This is a genomic window from Klebsiella aerogenes (assembly GCA_029027985.1).
Classification (GTDB): Bacteria; Pseudomonadota; Gammaproteobacteria; order Enterobacterales; family Enterobacteriaceae; genus Klebsiella; species Klebsiella aerogenes_A.
This window is the reverse complement of the sequence record CP119076.1, coordinates 2,296,425-2,313,798: the sequence shown is the minus strand read 5'-3', so window position 1 is coordinate 2,313,798 and position 17,374 is coordinate 2,296,425. Positions and strand designations below refer to the sequence as shown.

17 protein-coding genes and 1 pseudogene are annotated in these 17,374 nt (G+C 58.7%); 9 read left to right on the top strand and 9 right to left on the bottom strand.

Translation table 11 applies throughout. The annotated features are described in order from the left end of the window. The first annotated feature begins 11 nt into the window (after positions 1-11). The 6 genes from mdcC to mdcH all read left to right on the top strand — a co-directional run bounded on the left by mdcC (position 12) and on the right by mdcH (position 4,554). The gene (gene mdcC / locus PYR66_11055) at positions 12-311 is read left to right on the top strand and encodes a malonate decarboxylase acyl carrier protein (protein ID WEF30185.1); all 300 of its coding nucleotides are present in this window, start codon (positions 12-14) and stop codon (positions 309-311) included. Then, a complete protein-coding gene (locus PYR66_11050; protein WEF30184.1) occupies positions 304-1,137 on the top strand; it encodes a biotin-independent malonate decarboxylase subunit beta in 834 nt (277 codons plus the stop codon). Before mdcC ends, PYR66_11050 begins: the two co-directional genes overlap by 8 nt. Next, complete coding sequence (gene mdcE, locus PYR66_11045; protein WEF30183.1) at positions 1,137-1,937, top strand: biotin-independent malonate decarboxylase subunit gamma; 801 nt, start codon at positions 1,137-1,139, stop codon at positions 1,935-1,937. The genes PYR66_11050 and mdcE overlap by 1 nt, the downstream gene beginning before the upstream one ends. A gap of 134 nt (positions 1,938-2,071) precedes the next feature. Then, a complete protein-coding gene (locus tag PYR66_11040) occupies positions 2,072-3,031 on the top strand; it encodes an AEC family transporter (GenBank protein ID WEF30182.1) in 960 nt (319 codons plus the stop codon). 3 nt (positions 3,032-3,034) lie between these two features. Next, on the top strand, positions 3,035-3,655 hold the full coding sequence (locus PYR66_11035) for a malonate decarboxylase holo-ACP synthase (GenBank protein WEF30181.1): 621 nt from the start codon (positions 3,035-3,037) through the stop codon (positions 3,653-3,655). Further along, positions 3,652-4,554 (top strand): malonate decarboxylase subunit epsilon, encoded by a 903-nt coding sequence (gene mdcH / locus PYR66_11030; protein WEF30180.1) that lies wholly within the window; start codon positions 3,652-3,654, stop codon positions 4,552-4,554. Before PYR66_11035 ends, mdcH begins: the two co-directional genes overlap by 4 nt. Here the strand turns inward: mdcH and PYR66_11025 are convergent. Both PYR66_11025 and mqo read right to left on the bottom strand, forming a co-directional pair. After that, on the bottom strand, positions 4,544-5,470 hold the full coding sequence (locus PYR66_11025; GenBank protein WEF30179.1) for a LysR substrate-binding domain-containing protein: 927 nt from the start codon (positions 5,468-5,470) through the stop codon (positions 4,544-4,546). The genes mdcH and PYR66_11025 overlap by 11 nt on opposite strands. Before the next feature lie 386 nt (positions 5,471-5,856). Next, complete coding sequence (gene mqo / locus PYR66_11020; GenBank protein WEF30178.1) at positions 5,857-7,512, bottom strand: malate dehydrogenase (quinone); 1,656 nt, start codon at positions 7,510-7,512, stop codon at positions 5,857-5,859. Between the two features lie 384 nt (positions 7,513-7,896). Here mqo and PYR66_11015 point away from each other — a divergent pair, with 384 nt between their 5' ends. Both PYR66_11015 and dcuR read left to right on the top strand, forming a co-directional pair. Beyond that, positions 7,897-9,513 (top strand): sensor histidine kinase, encoded by a 1,617-nt coding sequence (locus tag PYR66_11015; protein WEF30177.1) that lies wholly within the window; start codon positions 7,897-7,899, stop codon positions 9,511-9,513. Next, positions 9,510-10,229: a two-component system response regulator DcuR gene (gene dcuR, locus PYR66_11010; protein ID WEF30176.1), complete on the top strand. Its 720-nt coding sequence runs from the start codon at positions 9,510-9,512 to the stop codon at positions 10,227-10,229. Before PYR66_11015 ends, dcuR begins: the two co-directional genes overlap by 4 nt. Here dcuR and PYR66_11005 read toward each other — a convergent pair. Continuing rightward, positions 10,210-10,341 (bottom strand): annotated as a pseudogene (locus tag PYR66_11005) (FAD:protein FMN transferase). The gene dcuR and the pseudogene PYR66_11005 overlap by 20 nt on opposite strands. Before the next feature lie 116 nt (positions 10,342-10,457). On the opposite strand from PYR66_11005, the gene PYR66_11000 reads away from it, so the two are divergent. Then, positions 10,458-12,074: a mechanosensitive ion channel gene (locus PYR66_11000; protein WEF30175.1), complete on the top strand. Its 1,617-nt coding sequence runs from the start codon at positions 10,458-10,460 to the stop codon at positions 12,072-12,074. Between the two features lie 93 nt (positions 12,075-12,167). Here PYR66_11000 and pcaC read toward each other — a convergent pair whose 3' ends face one another. The 6 genes from pcaC to PYR66_10970 are packed head-to-tail and all read right to left on the bottom strand — an operon-like array spanning position 12,168 to position 17,232. After that, a complete protein-coding gene (gene pcaC, locus PYR66_10995) occupies positions 12,168-12,557 on the bottom strand; it encodes a 4-carboxymuconolactone decarboxylase (GenBank protein WEF30174.1) in 390 nt (129 codons plus the stop codon). Next, positions 12,547-13,314 carry a 3-oxoadipate enol-lactonase gene (gene pcaD, locus PYR66_10990; protein ID WEF30173.1) on the bottom strand — a complete coding sequence of 256 codons (768 nt, stop codon included), beginning with the start codon at positions 13,312-13,314 and terminating at the stop codon, positions 12,547-12,549. The genes pcaC and pcaD overlap by 11 nt, the downstream gene beginning before the upstream one ends. Continuing rightward, positions 13,304-14,656 carry a 3-carboxy-cis,cis-muconate cycloisomerase gene (locus tag PYR66_10985; GenBank protein WEF30172.1) on the bottom strand — a complete coding sequence of 451 codons (1,353 nt, stop codon included), beginning with the start codon at positions 14,654-14,656 and terminating at the stop codon, positions 13,304-13,306. The genes pcaD and PYR66_10985 overlap by 11 nt, the downstream gene beginning before the upstream one ends. Before the next feature lie 9 nt (positions 14,657-14,665). Then, positions 14,666-15,868, bottom strand: a complete 1,203-nt coding sequence (pcaF, locus tag PYR66_10980; GenBank protein WEF30418.1) for a 3-oxoadipyl-CoA thiolase — start codon at positions 15,866-15,868, stop codon at positions 14,666-14,668. 10 nt (positions 15,869-15,878) lie between these two features. After that, positions 15,879-16,535, bottom strand: coding sequence for a 3-oxoacid CoA-transferase subunit B (locus PYR66_10975; protein WEF30171.1), 657 nt, complete (start codon positions 16,533-16,535; stop codon positions 15,879-15,881). Between the two features lie 10 nt (positions 16,536-16,545). Continuing rightward, complete coding sequence (locus PYR66_10970; GenBank protein WEF30170.1) at positions 16,546-17,232, bottom strand: 3-oxoacid CoA-transferase subunit A; 687 nt, start codon at positions 17,230-17,232, stop codon at positions 16,546-16,548. Between the last annotated feature and the right edge of the window lie 142 nt (positions 17,233-17,374).

The window sequence follows — 17,374 nt, the reverse complement described above, 5'->3', positions numbered from 1 at the left end:
CAGAGGATGTTATGGAACAGATTACATTGTCATTTCCTGCCAACCGCGCCCTCCGCGGCAAAGCGCTGGCAGGCGTAGTAGGTTCCGGCGATATGGAAGTGCTCTATACCGCCGGACAGAGCGCCACGCTCAACATACAAATCACCACCTCAGTGGATAACAGCCAGGCACGCTGGCAGGCGCTTTTCGAGCGACTGAACCTGATCAACGGTCTACCCGCCGGACAACTGATTATTCACGATTTCGGCGCCACGCCGGGCGTCGCCCGCATTCGTATCGAACAGGTTTTTGAGGAGGCCGCCCATGCGTAACGATCGCAGCTTTATCGAACTCCGCGCTCGTGAACGCGCTCACGCCCTGCTGGATGACGGCAGCTATCGCGAGCTGCTGGATCCGTTTGAGGGGATTATATCGCCGTGGCTCGGCGCGCAGGGCATCGTCCCGCAAGCCGACGACGGTATGGTGGTCGCCAAAGGGACGATCAACGGCCAACCAGCGGTGGTCATCGCCATCGAAGGTACCTTCCAGGGCGGCAGCATGGGGGAAGTGTCGGGCGCCAAAATGGCCGCCGCGCTGGAGCTGGCGGCGGAAGATAACCGCAACGGCATCCCAACCCAGGCCGTGCTGTGCCTCGAAACCGGCGGCGTGCGTCTGCAGGAAGCTAACCTCGGTCTTGCCGCGATTGCCGATATTCACGCCGCGATCGTCGACCTGCGCCGTTACACTCCGGTGATCGGCATTATCACCGGTACCGTCGGCTGCTTCGGCGGCATGTCCATCGCCGCTGCGCTGTGTAGCTATCTTATCGTTACCCGCGAAGCCCGCCTCGGCCTCAACGGCCCGCAGGTTATCGAACAGGAAGCCGGTATTGAAGAATACGACTCCCGCAACCGTCCGTTTATCTGGAGCATGACCGGCGGTGAAATTCGCGCCGCCAGCGGCCTGGTTGACGCACTGGTTAACGATGGCGTCAACGCGGTGAAAACGGCGATGAACGAGGCGATCGCGAAAGGCGTACCCGCGTCGCACCGCAGCGACCAATACGACGATTATCTGAGCCGTCTGAGCCAATTCGATACCCGCCTGCAGGCGGATACCGCGCAGATCAAACAGCTTTTTGCCCGGGAGGATAAATAATGAGTCAGTTCCCAAACCGCGCCGCGCTGTGGTTAAACAAACTGGCGTCTGACGCGCCGCTGATGAGCGGGCTGTGCCCGTCTGTTCAGGTCGCCGATAGTGTTTTTGATGGCGAGAATGTCCGTTTTATCGCCGTCGTACCGGATGCCGATAATCACTATCCGCGCGCCGCTGGCGGCGAAGTCGGTCTGCTGGAAGGTTGGACGCTGGCGAAAGTGGTCAATGAAACCATCGCCGCCGACGCCAGCCAGACCCGTAAACGCCCGATAGTCGCGGTGATCGATGTCCCAAGCCAGGCCTACGGCCGCCGCGAAGAAGCGTTCGGTATTCACCAGGCGCTGGCAGGCGCCGCAGGCGCTTACGCCAAAGCGCGTCTTGCCGGCCACCCGGTGATTGGCCTGATCGTCGGTAAAGCGATGTCCGGGGCGTTTCTGGCCCACGGCTACCAGGCCAACCGTCTGATCGCCTTCAACGATAGCGGCGTGCTGGTTCACGCGATGGGTAAAGCGTCGGCGGCGCGTATTACCCTGCGTACCGTGGAGGCACTGGAAAAACTGGCGGCGACCATTCCGCCGATGGCCTATGACGTCAGCAACTACGCGACGCTCGGTCTGCTCGCCGCCCTGCTCGATATCAACAATCCGGATGCGCCCGACGACCACGATTTGTCGCTGGTCAGCCGCACCCTGCGCGACGCCATCGCTGACGCGCGCAACGATACCTCGCTGAAGTGTCGTCTGGGTGCGGAAAACCGCCGCAGCTCGCAGCAGGTTCGCGACCGCATGCGCTCCAGCTGGTAAGCCGTTCGTACGTAAGTAGTAGAAGAAAACCTGCCGGAAGCAGTCTCCCGGAGCGCCGTTGGCGCCCCGGGAAGGGACGGCTTTTAGAAAAAATAACAATCGCGCCAGTACTCTATTTTATTGACAGGTGATTTATGACTTATGTAATTATTCATGCTCTCGCACCCATTTTCGTCATTATGCTACTGGGCTTCTGGGCCGGTAAGGCCAGGATGGTCGATAACAAAAACGTCTCGCTGCTTAATATTTTTGTTATGGACTTTGCGCTACCCGCGACGCTGTTTAGCGCAACGGTACAAACGCCGTGGAGCGGTATTGTCGCCCAATCGCCGCTGGTGCTGGTCTTGACCGGCGCGATGTGGATTACCTATGCCGCTATCTACTTCCTCGCCACCAGCGTATTTAAACGTTCGCCGCAGGATGCCGCGGTGCTGACCCTGACCGTCGCCCTGCCGAACTATGCCGCATTGGGCCTGCCGATCCTCGGCAGCGTGCTCGGTGAAGGTCCATCAACATCGTTGTCGGTGGCGGTCTCTATCGCCTGCGGCTCCGTCCTGATGACCCCGTTCTGCCTGCTGATTCTGGAACGTGAAAAAGCCCGCGCCGCTGGCGAGAACACCGGTTCGACGCTGGCGATGCTGCCAGTGCTCATGTGGCGTTCGGTGAAAAAACCGATCGTCTGGGGGCCGCTGCTCGGGGTGGTGCTTTCCGCTATCGGCATAAAAATGCCGGATCTGCTGCTGGCGTCGATCAAACCGCTGGGCCTGGCCGCAACCGCCGCCGCGCTGTTCCTGACCGGGGTGATTCTGTCAGCGCGTAAACTGCAGCTCAATGCGCTTATCGCGACGTCGACCATCGTCAAATTGCTGGTTCAGCCGTTTATCGCCTGGGGTCTGGTCATGCTGCTCGGCCTGCACGGATCCATCGCCATTACCGCGATCCTGATGATTGCGCTGGCCGCTGGCTTCTTCGGCGTAGTCTTCGGCAACCGCTTCGGCGTGCAGTCGCCGGATGCCGAGGCAGTGCTGCTGTTGAGCTCGGTTCTGTGTATCCTGTCGCTACCGCTGTTTATCTCTTTAACTTCAGGACTGTAAACCATGTCATCAACACCGCGTCCGCACGACTTAATTTGGTTAAATCACGCCAGCGCGCTGGAAGCGATTGCCGAGCCATGGGTGGCTCAGCAGTGGCGAGCCGCGCTGCCGGTGGTGGTGAGACGCGACGTTGACGACCCATCCCGCATCCCGGTCGGGGTGCGGGGAATGAAACGCGAACAGCGCGCCGCCGGTTGGGTACAGGCGCAAAATATCGTGCGCCGCGCAACGCCGGAAATGCTCGTCGCGCGGGAAACGCTGCTCGGTTCCCCTTTTGTCTCACAGCCGCCGATTCAGGCGGCTATCGCGCTCACCTTACACGCCTGGCCCTGGTGCTGGGGCGTCACCGGCAGTACCGGTTACGCACTGGCGACCGAGATCCCGGTACTGCATGCGGACAGCGATCTGGATCTGTTGATCCGCGCCCCGCAGCCGCTGGCCCGCGAAGTGCTGCTTGAATGGCAGGCTCGCGTCGCGCAACTACCGTGCCGGGCCGACACCCAGGTAGAAACACCATACGGCGCCTTCGCCCTCAATGAGTGGCTGCGCGACGGTCGGGCGCTGTTGAAAACATCCCGCGGCGCACGCTTAACCGATGCACCGTGGCGCAGGGAGGAAATATGAAGATTCTGTTTACCTTTCCCGGTCAGGGAGGCCAGCATCCCGCCATGCTGGCGGCTATCCCCGACCGTGAGACGGTCTTCGCGCAGGCGCGCGAAGTGCTGGGAGATGAAGTTGACACCCTCGATAGCGCCGAGGCGCTAAAACATACCCGCGCGGTGCAGCTATGCCTGCTGATCGCCGGGGTCGCCTGGGCGCGTGAACTACAACGCCAGGGCGTTAACCCGCAGTTAGTCAGCGGCCTGTCGATCGGCGCATTTCCCGCAGCGGTGATTGCCGGCGCGCTCGACTTCACCAGCGCCCTGCGGCTGGTCGCCCTGCGCGGCGATTTAATGGAGCAAGCTTACCCCGAGGGCTATGGATTGACGGCGATCATGGGCCTGAGCCGATCGCGTGTTGAAGCGTTAATGCAGGGTCATGACGTCTATCTCGCCAACCTCAATGCCGAAACGCAGATCGTGATCGCTGGCCGCAATGAGGCGATGGCGCAGGTGGCGCGGCTGGCGCAACAGGCTGGCGCCAGTAAGGCGCAGCGGCTGGCCGTCAGCGTGCCGTCGCACTGTGCGCTGTTGGATAAACCCGCCGCTGAACTGGCGAACGCCTTTGCTGAGGTCACGCTTAAGCGTCCGCGCTGCGCCTACCTGAGCGGCTCGACGGCGCGCGTGCTATGGGATCCGCTACGGATCGCCGACGATCTGGCGATGAATATGGCGCGCACGGTGCACTGGCAGGAGGCGATGGTTGCTGCCGATGAACGCGACGCCAGGCTGGCGATAGAGATGCCGCCCGGCGGCGTGCTCACTTGCCTGACCCGCCAGGCGGGCTGGCGCGGCGAGAGTATTTCGCTGGAACGCAGCGGCGTTGACGTTGCCCGCCACCTGGCGCAGCGTCTTAACGATTAAGGCTACGGGCATACATGCGCCCTTCCGCCGCCAACGCCAGCAGGTCGGCATCGCGTTCACGATGGTGCGAATAGACGATAGAGATCAGCTGGCGCATCTGGTACGGTTCCGCCAGCTTTAACAGCTGTACATCCTTTTCATAAACTTTCTTCATGCGCCCGGGCAGCAACGCGAAACCAACACCCGCCTGCACCAGGCTTATCATCGAAAAGATATCATTCACCCGGGTGACGATCTCCGGTTCAAAACCCGCCACCTGAAACGCCTCCTGAAAGCCGGCATAGGTGGCAAAGCCCTCCGCCAGCGAGACAAACTTGTGGTTGCCGTAATCGCGCAGATCGGCGGGCTGCGACGTATCCAACGGCTCCGTTGCCGGGGCGGCAAGAAAGATATCGTCTTCGAATAGCGGCACCACGTCGAAGGCCGAATTGTTGTACTCGCCTTCATTGGTGGCGATTAAGATAGCGTCGAGGGCATCATCTTCCAGCATATCCAGCAGCATCTGGTTAGAACCCATCGTCAGATCCAGCTCCAGCTCCGGGCGACGCAATTTCATGCCCATGATGATGCGTGGGACGGTTTCGAGCGTCAGGGAATAGAGAGTGCCGATGCGCAGCCGCCCCTGACCGACGCCGGCGACTTTGCGCGTCGCTTCGAGACCGCGACTCATCAGGCTCATGACATCCTGGCAGTATTCGAGCAGCGTCCATGCCGCCTGCAGCGGCAGCAAATTGCGGCCTTTATGGACAAACAACGGGCAACCGACACCCTCTTCCAGGGTATGCAGCGCGCGGTGAACGCTAACGCTGCTGAGCTTCATCGCTTCGGCGGTTCTGGCGATATTGCCTTTCGCCATAAACATCATGAATACCGACAGCTTGCGGAAGGTGATCTCCTGGTTGATATCATCTTTCATAGCCCTTCCACACTCCTGGTTATCGTTTTCCTGCGTCAATTCAAGGCAGTATACCAATAACCTATGAGTATGCTTTGACCGAGACCTATTTTAGCGGTTTCGGGGTAACGGATAATCCGCGGAAATCATAATGAGGTTATGAGCGGCATTCATAAATAACGCCTGGAATGGTGATGTAAAAAAGGGAAGACCGTGGTCTTCCCTGCCTGCGCTTAGCAGGGCTACGGTTCCAGTGCTTACCGGGATGGCAAATGGCACGAAACATAGGTCGGATAAGCGTAGCGCCATCCGACACAATACGGCACAACCAGGATTTTCCCTGCTCGCGCTGCGCTTAGCAGGGCTACACATGGCACGAAACGTAGCCGCCACCCGGCATATCGACGTTACAGCGCCATATCGTGCTGCGGCGAAGTTTCGCGTTGCGGCTCAGCCGGTTTTGCGGTCGAGGTTGGCGCGGCAGCATTCATCTGAATCACCGGCGGCTTGGTCAACTGCAGCGCTGCGGCGGTATCGTCCCAAACCTGCTGGGTCAGCGCCACATTACCGTTCAGCTTCTCGCCGTAGCTCGGCACGATAGCGTGAATACGGCTCTGCCACTCCGGCGAGTTAAACTGCTGCGGGAACATTTGCTTAATGACGTTCAGCGTAATCGGCGCGGCGGTGGAAGCGCCCGGAGACGCGCCGAGCAGCGCAGAAATGGTTTTCTGCTGATCGACCACTACTTCGGTACCGAGTTTCAGTACGCCGCCTTTCTCTGCGTCTTTCTTGATGATCTGCACGCGCTGGCCTGCCTGGATAAGCTTCCAGTCTTCTTTACGCGCATTCGGATAGTACTCTTTCAGCGCCGCAAAGCGGTCGTCATCGCTTAGCATCACCTGGCTCACCAGATATTTCACCAGATCGAAGTTATCGAGACCGACGTGGGTCATCGGCAGCACGTTGCTGGTGGTGGTGGTGCTCAACAGATCAAAGAAAGAGCCGTTTTTCAGGAACTTGGTCGAGAATGTCGCGAATGGTCCGAATAACACCACGCGCTTACCGTCGAGGTAACGCGCATCAAGGTGCGGTACCGACATCGGCGGCGCGCCTACCGAGGCCTGACCATAAACTTTCTGCTGGTGTTGTTGGGTCAGTTGCGGGTTTTCGGTCATCAGGAACGAACCGCCAACCGGGAAGCCTGCATAGTTGTCAGCTTCCGGAATGCCGGTTTTCTGCAGTAATTTCAGCGCGCCGCCGCCAGCGCCAATGAAGACATATTTGGCGTCGATCGCCTGCTCTTCACCACTCTGCACGTTTTTAATCGTCACATGCCAGGAGTTATCGGCGTTACGTTTGAAATCGGTCACTTCAGAGGAGGTCTGCAGGGTGAAGTTGCTGCTTTTTTTCAGGCTGCCGATCAACTGACGGGTAATTTCGCCGTAGTTAACATCAGTGCCGACCGGCGTCCAGGTCGCGGCTACTTTCTGCTGCGGGTCGCGCCCTTCCATCACCAACGGCGCCCACTGTTTAATTTGCGCGTGATCGGTGGAGAATTTCATCCCCTGGAATAACGTGGTTTGCTGCAGTGCGTTATAACGTTTCTGCAGATAATCAACATTATCGCCCCACACGAAGCTCATATGCGGCGTGGAATTAATAAACGAATGCGGGTCGTGCAAAATACCGCGCTTAACCTGCGCCGACCAGAACTGGCGGGAAATCATAAACTGTTCGTTGATATCCAACGCTTTGCTGACATCAATGGAACCGTCTGCGCGCTGCGGCGTATAGTTCAGTTCCATATTCGCCGAGTGACCGGTACCAGCGTTATTCCAACCGTTAGAAGACTCCAGCGCGACGCCGTCGAGTTTCTCCACCATCACCTGTTTCCATTCCGGCTGCAGCTCCTGCAGCCAGGTGCCCAGCGACGCGCTCATGATGCCGCCACCGATCAGCAGAAAGTCAGTTTTTTTCGAGGTATCGCCATTCGCGTAGGTCGCCGTACTGACGAACATCGCTAATGCGGTCATAGATATAATCGTTTTTTTAATTGCAGGCATAATAGAAATATCGCGTAGCAAAAGTGTAATAAGAATCGCTATATTAACGCACTTTTACTTTATTTTAAAATATCATTTACACTTTGGCATTTTTAATCAAATACTTTTTTAACTTAAAAAAGCCAATGATTAATTTCATCTCCAGTCATGCTGTAAATAACAACGAAAAAATCAGGATTATTCAGGCAATAAGAAATACCCCAACGGTTTATTTAGTTATTTAACAAACCTGTGCGGGGAAATATTAATGAGCGGTGCTGGCAACATTCTCTTTCGCTTCACATAACGCGATACACCGATCGTTGCTGTTTACTGTTATGACGCGGCTTTATGAAAGCGCCCCTATCGGCGATAATACCCTCCAACGATTTAACCGGGGTTGTCATGAAGGAAGCCGAACTACTGCCACCTGCCCGCACGCGCGCCCGCAGCCTGAAATTAAGCACCGCCGTTACGCTGATGATAGGCAGCGTCATTGGCGCGGTCCTGATACTGGTGTATGCGCTGTGGTTTATGCAAATCAGCCATGCCACCCGCGACGGCTTAAAAGAAACTGCGCTGGCCGTGGCGCGCACCATGGCCGATATGCCGCAGGTGAAGCGTGGCCTTGGCGAACCGCCACAGAGCAATATTATTCAGCCGCTGGCGCTGGCGATTACCCAGCGTAACGATCTGCTGTATGCCATCGTCACCGATATGCACGGCATTCGCTATTCACACCCGAATAGCGCCATTATCGGCAAACCTTTTATCGGCGAGGATATCCGCCCGACGCTGGCCGGTCGCGAGAACGTCGCGATTAACCACGGCATACTGGCCCCGGCGCTACGCGTGTTCACTCCGGTATTCAATGAACAGCATCAACAGATTGGCGTGGTGGTGGTGGGGATTTCGCTCAGCAAAGTCGATGAGCAGCTCGCCGACAGCCGCTGGGACGTACTGCTGACCATCCTGTTCAGCGCGCTGGTATGCGCCATTGGAACCTGGAGCCTGGTTCGTGGCTTGAAACGTATTCTGCTGGGGCTGGAGCCGCAGGAGATCTCCGCCCAATTCCAGCAGCGTCAGGCAATGCTGCACTCACTGAAAGAAGGCGTAATCGCGGTGGATGCCAGCGGCCAGGTCACCCTGATTAACCCGGCGGCGCGCGGTATGTTGCTGAGCGGCCCGGATAAAAGCATCGATCATGCCCCGCTGCTGGCGGATCTGCAGGAGGTCTTGCGCAGCGGCGAGCCCATCTATGACCGGGCGCTCGGCTGCAACGGCTTGCTGCTGATCTGCAACACCGTCCCGGTACGCAGCCAGAACGCCATCGTCGGCGCGATTAGCACCTTCCGCGACAAAACCGAGATGAGCCAACTGATGCAGCGGCTGGATGGGATGATGACCTATGTCGACGCGCTGCGTACCACCTCGCATGAGTTCATGAATAAACTGCACGTGATCCTCGGCCTGCTGAATATGAAAAGCTATGACAAACTGGAAGGGTATGTGCTGCAAACCGCCCATGCCTACCAGGCCGACATTGGCGAAATTCAGCGCCGGATAAAATCTCCGGTGGTCGCCGGCTTTCTGATTGGTAAAATCCAGCGCGCCAAAGAACGAGGCTTCGCGTTGCGTCTCGCCGATGAGAGTCTGGTGCCTGATTGCCCGAATGAGAAACAGGTCACCGTGCTGGTGACGGTATTAGGCAATCTGATTGAAAACGCGTTGGACGCCATGCGCGGCCAGGCGGAAGGCGAAGTCAGCCTGTTGCTGCATTATCAGGATGGCTGGCTAAGCGGCGAAGTCAGCGACGACGGCCCGGGGATCCCGGCGGCCAATATCGACGCCATCTTTAAGAAAGGCTTCTCCACCAAAGGTGAGAATCGCGGCGTCGGCCTGTTTCTCGCCAACCAGCAGCTTCACGAGCTGGGCGGCACGCTGGCCGTCGAGTCCGAGCCTGGCGTATTTACTCAATTTTTTGTTCACCTGCCCTGGGATAGTAAAAGGAAAAAAGCGTGATAAATGTATTAATTGTTGACGACGATGCGATGGTTGCCGAGCTGAACCGCCTGTACGTGGCGCGCATCTCCGGCTTCAACTGCTGCGGCAGCGCGTCAACGCTCGGCAAGGCCCAGGAGATGATTAACGACCCGCAGATGGCGATTGACCTGGTGCTGCTGGACGTTTACATGCAGCAGGATAGCGGCCTGGATCTGCTACCAACCATCCGCGCCAGCGGCCGCGCCATCGACGTCATTATGATCACCTCCGCCGCCGATGCCGCCACCGTACAGACCGCCATGCGCTACGGCGTGGTGGATTACCTGATTAAGCCGTTCCAGTTCCCGCGCTTTGAAGAGGCGCTGACCGCGTGGCGGGAGAAGCGCAAACTGATGACCGGCCAGCCGTATTATGAACAAGCTGACGTCGATCGCCTGCTGCACGGCGGTACGCCGGAAGCGGCCGACGCGCGCAAGCTGCCGAAAGGATTAACGGCGCAAACTTTGCGCACGCTGTGCCAGTGGATTGAGAGCCACCCGGACACCGAGTTCTCGACCGATGAGCTGGCGGCGGCGGTGAATATCTCCCGGGTTTCCTGCCGCAAGTATCTGATTTGGCTGGCGCAGATTAATATTCTCTACACCACCATTCACTATGGCGCAACCGGTCGTCCGGTGTATCGCTATCGGCTGGTCGCTGAACAATATGGCCTGCTTAAGCAGTACAGCCAGTAACCTGATAAGCGCTATCCCGCGGCTGAAAGCGAATACGCGGCGGCGATGGGAGAATAATGTCGCGATTTTTGGTGACGAAAATCGCTTCGATATCCTCGCGCTGACGCCGGGCGTTTTATCTTCATGCTTTCTTGAATTCACCTGACGCTGAACTATGCTCAATCCAGCGGCCGCTCAGAGTTTGAGCAGCTGAAAAATAACAATAATTCTCCCTTTCTGGTGTCGCATATGAACAGGATTCAGGCGTTATTAACGGCGTGTTTTCTGCTATGGCTGGCCTTTCCGCTTTCGGCGGCGGAACCGCGCCAGCAGCCCACTGAGCGTGAACAGGCGCGAACCGTCGCCATTTTCCATCAACCGATCGTTATGCTACAGGCGACTTTCGGCCAGACCACGCCGGAAGAACGCGTGTTGCGGATCCGTCATACCCTGCGCGCTTTTACCGAAGCCGATATCAGCCAGCCGTTGCAGGTAGTGCCGGTCACCCGCTACCACCAGCCGGGGCGGTTATTCCTGATGAACGGTAAACCGATTATGTTGCTGAGTCAGGCCGATCTCGATGAAGGCGATGATTTAACGCTGGATCAAGCGGCACAGAAAGTGCTTACCCGCATGGAAGCGCAACGAACCTCGCTCCGTGAACAATTTAATACCCGTTACCTGCTGTTGGCTGTGGTGAAGTCAGCGGCCGCCGCGCTGGTACTGGCGCTGGCCTGCTATCTGGCGTTCCGCTCATGGCGACGAGTACGCCGCTTCTTCCATCTGCGGATCCTCGAAAAGCGCAGCATCATTCCGCCTCCCTGGCGGCGCTTTCTCGGTAACGTTGAAAGCCGACTCTACGCGCTGCTGTTGGTACTGCTCGGGCTATTAGCCGTCTACGTATGGCTGAGCTGGGTCTTCAGCCTGTTTCCCTGGACCCGAGTGTGGGGTACGTCGCTCGGCGAGTGGTCGGTGGGCGTGCTGCGGGATATTTCGCTCTCTATCGTTTCGGCACTGCCGGGACTGATGATTGTGCTGCTTATTTTTCTGATCACCGGGTTCATTATTCGCCTGATAAAGGTTCTGCTGGATCAGGTTGCCGCTGGAAGAGTACAAATTCCCGGCCTGCACCCTGAAACCGTTGGCGCGACGCGCAAATTGATTTCAGTGGTAATCTGGCTGTTCGCGCTCTCCGCCGCTTATCCTTTCCTGCCCGGTGCGAATTCGCTGGCCTTCAAGGGAATCAGCGTTTTCTTCGGCCTGATGCTGACTCTGGGGTCTGCCGGGGTCATGAATCACGCGATGAGCGGGCTGGTACTCATATACTCCCGCGCGCTGCATAAGGGCGACTGGATCCGCATCGCCGACAACGAAGGCCAGGTGAGCGAAATTGGCATGCTGGCGACCAAGATCCTGACCCGCGAAAACTATATTGTCACCCTGCCTAATGCGGTGGTGGTCAGCGGTAAAATCACTAACCTCAGCACCAACGATCCGCAGCAAGGAATTAATCTGACGACCGGGGTCACCATTGGCTACGACACGCCGTGGCGGCAGGTGCAAGCGATGCTGGAATTGGCCGCGCACCGCGCCCAGGGTATCGATCATCAGGTCGCGCCGATTGTCCGCAAATTAGGTTTGCTCGACTGGTATACGTCTTTCGAGCTACAGGTGCGGCTGTTGCCGGAAACGCCACTACCCGAAGGGCGCAACGCGCTGCACAGCAGTATCATTGATGTGTTTAATGAATTTGGCGTACAGATCATGTCGCCAAACTTTGTCATGCAGCCGAAAGGCGCGGTGGTGATCGCCAAAGAGGATTGGTATCCCGCCCCGGCCACCGCGCCGCAGGAGAACGACAAATAACCCATTGCCGGGTAGCGGCTTTGCCTTACCCGGCCTACATGTCGTGCCCCGTAGCCCCGCTAAGCGCAGCGCGGACAGGGCAAAGCGGTGAACCTACGCCTGCGCGGCGTCGATTTCGTCAAACACCTGCTGCGCCAGATGGAGCGTGGCATTAGCCGCTGGCAATCCGCAATACAGCGCCGAATGCATAATCAACTCTTTTAACTCATCGCGGGTCACGCCGTTATTAAACGCGGCGCGCAGGTGCATTTTCAACTCCGCCTCGCGGTTAAGCGCAATCAGCATCGCGATGGTGATCATACTGCGGGTATGGTGGTCGAGACCCGGACGCGTCCAGGTCTCGCCCCAGGCGTAGCGGGTAATAAAATCCTGAAACTCCTCATTCAGCGGCGTGAGATTGCGCAGCGTACGGTCGACGTGCGCATCGCCCAGCACCTTACGCCGGACCTCCATTCCCTGTTGATAACGTTGTTTATCCTCCATACTGCTCTCCCTGGAAAAAGCCGATCAGCGCGGTGGTGAAGGATTTCGGCGCTTCAATATTCGACAGATGCGACGCGTTCAGCACCACGACCTGCGAGTTCGGGATCTGCTGATGCAGGAAGTTCGCATCGTTAACGGTAGTGACAGGGTCACTTTCACCGGCAATGATCAGCGTCGGAATCGTGATTTGCCCTACTTCCGCCCGCAGGTCAGCCGCGGCCAGCGCTTCACAGCAGGCGGCGTAGCCTTCCGCGTCGCTGTGGGTCAATTGGTGACACAACGCCTCCACCACATCCGGCGCACGCTGGCGGAAACGATCGGTGAACCAACGGTCCGCCGCGCCGGCGGCAACCACATTCATTCCTTCCTGACGCACCGCGCGAGCGCGTGAAAGCCAGCTCGACTGATCACCAATGCGCGCCGCGGTATTGGCGACCGCCACCGCGTAAAAACGCTCCGGCGCAAAGCGCGCCAACCATAACCCCGTGAGGCCGCCCATCGAAATACCGCAAAACAGAGCCTGACGAATATTGAGATGATCGAGCAGCGCAATCACATCTTCACCCAACTGCGCCAGCGTCACTTTGCCGTGTTTTGTCGTTTTACCGTGGCCATGGGTATCGTAACGCAGCACGCGAAAATGGCTCGTCAGGCCGTCTAACTGTGGCTGCCACATCGTGCGAGTGGTGCCAAGCGAATTTGACAGGACGATAACCGGCGCGCCTTCCGGCCCGTCGAGTTGGTAATCAAGGTTCATGACGTTGCTCCTGATAACGCGCCAGCACCTGGCGCACAAAGCGTTCTGCGCTACCGGTCGCCGTTGCCGGATCCAGTAGCGCGGTTAAGCGTTCGCGGGAAAAATACTGACTGACCTGCGGGTCAGCCGCAAGCAGATCGATAAGCAAGCAGTGACGCTCCAGCGCCTGGCGGCACAGCGCTTCAATATGATGATGCGCCTCGGCTTTGCCAATAAATTCGGCCAACGCCAGCGTGACCGCTTCCGCCATAATCAGCCCGTGAGTCATATCGAGATCGGCGCGCATCTTGTGCGGGAAGACCTGCATCTCGCGCACCAGCGCGTCGCTTTGCGCCAGCGCCCCGCCCACCAGCATGATCAGCTCCGGCAAGGTTTCCCATTCGGCCTGCCAGCCGCCGAGCGCGCGCTCATGCTGCTGGATTTGGCTGGCGTAAAGCGTGGCGACCAGCCCCAGCGTGCGTTGCGCGGCGGTTAAGATCGCTGCGCAGGCCACCGGATTGCGTTTGTGCGGCATAGTTGAGGAACCGCCGCGCCCTTCCGCCACCGGTTCGCCGACTTCCGCCACTTCGGTTTGCATCAGTAGCGAAAAGTCGTTGGCGAATTTACCTACAGTACCGCAGACGCCAGCATACCAGGCGCCCACTTCGAGGAAACGGTCGCGCTGGCTATGCCACGGCGTATCCGGCAACGATAGATCGAGGGCCTGCGCCAGCGCCTGCGCCACCTGCGGCGCCTGTTGTTTCAATGAATCGAGCGTCCCCGCCGCGCCGCCAAACTGCAGCGCCAGCACCCGTGGACGCATTTCCGCCAGCCGTTGCTGCCAGCGCAATAGCGCATCCAGCGTGCCCGCCAGCTTGAGACCAAAGGTGACCGGCAGCGCATGCTGCATCCAGGTACGCCCCGGCATCACGGTCTGTTGATAGCGCTGCGCCTGTTCGGCCAGCGCATCGATCAAACGTTGTAAGAGGGTTTGCGTCGCCGCCAGCGCACCGCGCAGCTGCAGCACAAAACCGCTATCAATCGCATCCTGGCTGGTGGCCCCCCAATGGACGTAACGGGCGGCATCCCGGTCCTGAGCATTAACCCGCGCGGTCAACTGTTTGACCAGCGGGATCGCCAGATTACCGGCACTGGCCGCCGCCAGCCCCAACGCCTTGAAGTCGAACTGCGCGTGCTGGCAGGCGTTCACTATCGGCGACACCGCCGCCTGCGGCACCATCCCGCAAGCAGCCTGCGCTTGCGCCAACGCGGCTTCGAAATCCAGCATGCCCTGTACCCGTTGCGCATCGCTAAACCAGTCGGTTAGCGGACTACTGCGCAACATCGGGGTCAACAAACTCATCGCTACTCCTTACACGCGTTCAATAATCAGCGCAATCCCCTGACCCACGCCGATACACATGGTGCACAGCGCGTAGCGGCCGCCGGTACGCTTCAGCTGATACGCAGCCGTCATCGCTAAACGCCCGCCGGAGGCCCCCAACGGATGACCCAACGCAATCGCCCCGCCGTTCGGATTAACATGAGCGGCATCGTCAGGCAAGCCTAAATCCCGGGTCACCGCCAGCGCCTGTGCGGCGAAAGCTTCATTTAATTCAATCACATCCATCTGCGCCAGCGTCAGGCCGGTTTGCGCCAGCACCTTGCGTACCGCCGGCGCCGGACCGAAGCCCATAATCCGCGGCGCCACGCCCGCCGTCGCCACGCCGACGACTCGCGCCAACGGTTGTAAATCATGCGTCGCCAGCGCCTGTTCGCTAGCCAACAACAGTGCGCAGGCGCCATCGTTGACTCCGGACGCATTACCGGCGGTGACGCTGCCGTCGCCGCGCACGACGCCACGCAGTTTCGCCAACGCCTCCAGCGAGGTGCTGCGCGGGTGCTCATCGCGGCTAAACAGCAGCGGTTCGCCCTTACGTTGCGGCACCGGGACCGCGATCAGCTCATCAGCGAAACGCCCCGCCTCTTGCGCCGCCGCGGCGCGTAGCTGGCTGCGTAACGCAAAGGCGTCCTGATCGGCGCGGGAAATTGCGAACTCATCGGCAACGTTTTCCGCAGTTTCCGGCATCGAGTGCACGCCATAGAGCGCTTTCATCTGCGGGTTAATAAAGCGCCAGCCGATAGTGGTATCTTCCATCTGCATCGCGCGGCTAAAAGCGCTCTCCGCTTTGCCCATCACAAACGGCGCGCGCGACATACTTTCCACGCCGCCTGCGATCATCAGCTGGGTTTCGCCGCTTTTGATCGCCCGCGCGGCGACGCCAATCGCATCAAGGCTGGAACCGCACAGACGGTTAATCGTACTGCCGGGAACGCTCGACGGTAGCCCGGCCAGCAGCAGCGCCATTCGCGCCACGTTACGGTTATCTTCGCCGGCCTGGTTGGCGCAGCCGTAGATCACATCATCAATCAGCGCCGGATCCAGTCCGGGATGGCGTGCCAACAGCGCTTTCAACGGCAGCGCCGCCAGATCGTCCGCGCGCATGCTGGATAATGCGCCGCCGAAACGACCGAACGGCGTACGCAGTGCATCGCAGATAAATGCCTGATTCATCATAGGTTCCTTATGCGCTTTCCGCCAGTTGTTCGAAGGTCAACGCCACCGGCGTGATACGCTGTAGCTCTTCAAAAGAGAGACCGTTAAAAATTTCCCGTACCACCGGGCCGTGGTCGGTAATATCGATGACCGCCAGGTCGGTATAGATACGGCTGACGCAGGCGACGCCGGTCAGCGGGTAGCTGCAGTGTTCTACCAGCTTGCACTCGCCGTCGCGGGTCAGGTGATCCATCATCACAAACACCTGGCGCGCGCCGATAGCCAGATCCATCGCCCCGCCGACTGCCGGGATCGCATCCGGCGCGCCGGTACTCCAGTTAGCGAGGTCGCCACTGGCAGAGACCTGATAGGCGCCAAGCACGCAGATATCGAGGTGGCCGCCGCGCATCATGGCGAAGGAGTCGCCGTGGTGGAAGAAGCAACCACCCTGTAGCAGGGTCACGTACTCTTTACCGGCATTGATAAGCTCCGGATCCTCTTCGCCCGGCTGCGGTTTCGGCCCCATGCCCAACAAACCATTTTCACTGTGCAGGAAGACTTCTTTATCTGCAGGCAGATAGTTGGCGATGCGGGTCGGCAGACCAATGCCGAGGTTAACGTAAGCGCCTTCCGGAATATCGCGGGCCACGCGTTGGGCCATTTCGTCACGGGTGAGTTTTTGCATATTCGGCTCCTCAGGCGCTTTGTGCGGCGGACAGATTTTCCAGCGAGAACACGCGCTGGACGAAAATCCCCGGGGTGATAACGTTTTCCGGATCAAGTTCGCCAAGCGCGACCAGCCGCGAAACTTCAACAATGGTGGTTTTGGCGGCGGTCGCCATGATCGGGCCGAAGTTGCGCGCCGCTTTGCGGTAGACCAGGTTGCCCCAACGGTCGCCCTGATGGGCTTTAATCAGCGCAAAGTCGGCTTTAATCGGATATTCAAGCACGTAGTGACGGCCGTCGATTTCGCGGGTTTCTTTACCCTCCGCCAGCGGCGTACCGTAGCCGGTTGGGGTGAATACCGCGCCAAGACCTGCGCCGGCAGCCTGAATACGCGCCGCGAGATTGCCTTGCGGCACCAGTTCCAATTCGACTTTGCCACGGCGGTAAAGGTCGTCGAAAATTTGTGAGTCTACCTGGCGTGGGAAGGAGCAGATCATTTTGCGTACTCGCCCGGCCTTCAGCAGCGCCGCCAATCCCACTTCGCCGTTACCCGCGTTGTTATTAATGATGGTTAGGTCGCGGGCGCCCTGATCAATCAGGGCATCAATCAGATACGTCGGCTGTCCGGCGGGGCCAAATCCGCCGATCATGATGGTCGCGCCGTCGTAGATCCCGGCGATGGCCTCACTTAGCGTCGACACGCTTTTATCAATCATCAGGTCGCTCCTTTATGTGCGGTAATCGCACTTTTATGCGTTGTTCGCACAAAATGTGACCCGCTTAACGATGTTGGTCAAGGGCGATAATCGAAATATGGTGCGATAATCGAACATCGTATATCTTTAGCGAAAGAATGTG

Coding starts and splice junctions, on each gene's coding strand:
- PYR66_11000 (WEF30175.1), top strand. CDS start 10,458: ATGAACAGGATTCAGGCGTTATTAACGGCGTGTTTTCTGCTATGGCTG.
- PYR66_11035 (WEF30181.1), top strand. CDS start 3,035: ATGTCATCAACACCGCGTCCGCACGACTTAATTTGGTTAAATCACGCC.
- pcaC (WEF30174.1), bottom strand. CDS start 12,557: ATGGAGGATAAACAACGTTATCAACAGGGAATGGAGGTCCGGCGTAAG.
- PYR66_10975 (WEF30171.1), bottom strand. CDS start 16,535: ATGCAAAAACTCACCCGTGACGAAATGGCCCAACGCGTGGCCCGCGAT.
- PYR66_11040 (WEF30182.1), top strand. CDS start 2,072: ATGACTTATGTAATTATTCATGCTCTCGCACCCATTTTCGTCATTATG.
- mdcC (WEF30185.1), top strand. CDS start 12: ATGGAACAGATTACATTGTCATTTCCTGCCAACCGCGCCCTCCGCGGC.
- mqo (WEF30178.1), bottom strand. CDS start 7,512: ATGCCTGCAATTAAAAAAACGATTATATCTATGACCGCATTAGCGATG.
- pcaD (WEF30173.1), bottom strand. CDS start 13,314: ATGAACCTTGATTACCAACTCGACGGGCCGGAAGGCGCGCCGGTTATC.
- mdcE (WEF30183.1), top strand. CDS start 1,137: ATGAGTCAGTTCCCAAACCGCGCCGCGCTGTGGTTAAACAAACTGGCG.
- PYR66_11015 (WEF30177.1), top strand. CDS start 7,897: ATGAAGGAAGCCGAACTACTGCCACCTGCCCGCACGCGCGCCCGCAGC.
- pcaF (WEF30418.1), bottom strand. CDS start 15,868: ATGAATCAGGCATTTATCTGCGATGCACTGCGTACGCCGTTCGGTCGT.
- PYR66_11025 (WEF30179.1), bottom strand. CDS start 5,470: ATGAAAGATGATATCAACCAGGAGATCACCTTCCGCAAGCTGTCGGTA.
- mdcH (WEF30180.1), top strand. CDS start 3,652: ATGAAGATTCTGTTTACCTTTCCCGGTCAGGGAGGCCAGCATCCCGCC.
- PYR66_11050 (WEF30184.1), top strand. CDS start 304: ATGCGTAACGATCGCAGCTTTATCGAACTCCGCGCTCGTGAACGCGCT.
- PYR66_10985 (WEF30172.1), bottom strand. CDS start 14,656: ATGAGTTTGTTGACCCCGATGTTGCGCAGTAGTCCGCTAACCGACTGG.
- PYR66_10970 (WEF30170.1), bottom strand. CDS start 17,232: ATGATTGATAAAAGCGTGTCGACGCTAAGTGAGGCCATCGCCGGGATC.